Source organism: Vibrio sp. ZOR0018 (assembly GCF_963865925.1).
GTDB classification, from domain to species: Bacteria; Pseudomonadota; Gammaproteobacteria; order Enterobacterales; family Vibrionaceae; genus Vibrio; species Vibrio anguillarum.
Window position 1 is genome coordinate 1 of record NZ_CAWMCN010000055.1, and the last position, 971, is coordinate 971.

1 protein-coding gene and 1 pseudogene are annotated in these 971 nt (G+C 41.9%); both read left to right on the plus strand.

Annotated elements, in window-relative coordinates:
- A pseudogene (locus tag AACR75_RS02160) lies at positions 1–225 on the plus strand (VOC family protein); the annotation flags it as partial.
- A gap of 153 nt (positions 226–378) precedes the next feature.
- Positions 379–885 carry a GNAT family N-acetyltransferase gene (locus tag AACR75_RS02165; protein ID WP_017049015.1) on the plus strand — a complete coding sequence of 169 codons (507 nt, stop codon included), beginning with the start codon at positions 379–381 and terminating at the stop codon, positions 883–885.
- Positions 886–971: the final 86 nt, after the last annotated feature.

The following is a 971-nucleotide window of genomic DNA, read 5'->3' on the forward strand; positions in this document are numbered from 1 at the left end:
GGAGAGCTGGCGACTCATGGTAATGGAATGACAATTGGCTTAAAAGTCAGTAGCCCAGAGTTAGTGGATTCATGGCATGCGGCAGGCTTAGCTAATGGCGGTGTAGCTTGCGAAGATCCTCCAGGTCTAAGGGTAAGCGGAGAAAGAAAAATGTATCTAGCTTATTTACGCGATCCAGCAGGAAATAAACTGTGTGCAACGCATCATATTTCTATGGGCAACTAAAGCACCGCTATAACAAACGCTTCAAGAGGGACAGCCAACGCGTGGTATTTTTACTATGCGTTGGTTTTTGTGATTAAGGTGTTATGCGGAAAGTGAGTAGTAGCGTTGTCTGCCCCTTAAGCGGGCGTTATGTAACAAGGAGAGTTCAGCTAAATGGAAGTAGTATCTGAAAGGCTGCAGATGAAGCCATTATCGGAAAATGACTGGCCTTTATTTCTGCAACTCCATACGAATCCTAGTGTCATTTCACTTTGTTTCGATGAACTGCCAAAGTCAGAAATTGAGAGTAAATTTAAATCTCGATTAGTACCTTGGTTTGTAAAGTCGAAGCATTGGCTATGTTTGGTTGTTGTCGAGTCCAAAACGGACAAAGCAGTAGGTATAACAGGTTTTTGTGTTAACGATTCTGTTGCTGAAGTTGGGTTTATGTTTTTGCCCGAATATCATGGACTCGGGTATGGTACAGAGTCACTGCAAGCTCTCATAAATTATTCAATGTCAGAGTTTGGCATCGCTAAATACAGTGCAGTTGTCACAGAGGGTAACATTGGTTCCGAAAAGGTACTTACAAAAGTGGGTTTTGTACTCGATAGGATAGTGCCTCAAGCTTATGAAATCGGTGGTCATTTGTACGCAGATCATGTCTACCAATACGCGTAAAATTGTTACATAACAAACAATTTAAGAGGGATTCCCAACGCTTGGCATTTTTGCTTCTACTTCAACTTTAGTGGTTACGGTACAAT

Bases quoted from the DNA above. Each gene is read 5' to 3' on its own strand.
- AACR75_RS02165 (WP_017049015.1), top strand. From the start codon at position 379: ATGGAAGTAGTATCTGAAAGGCTGCAGATGAAGCCATTATCGGAAAAT.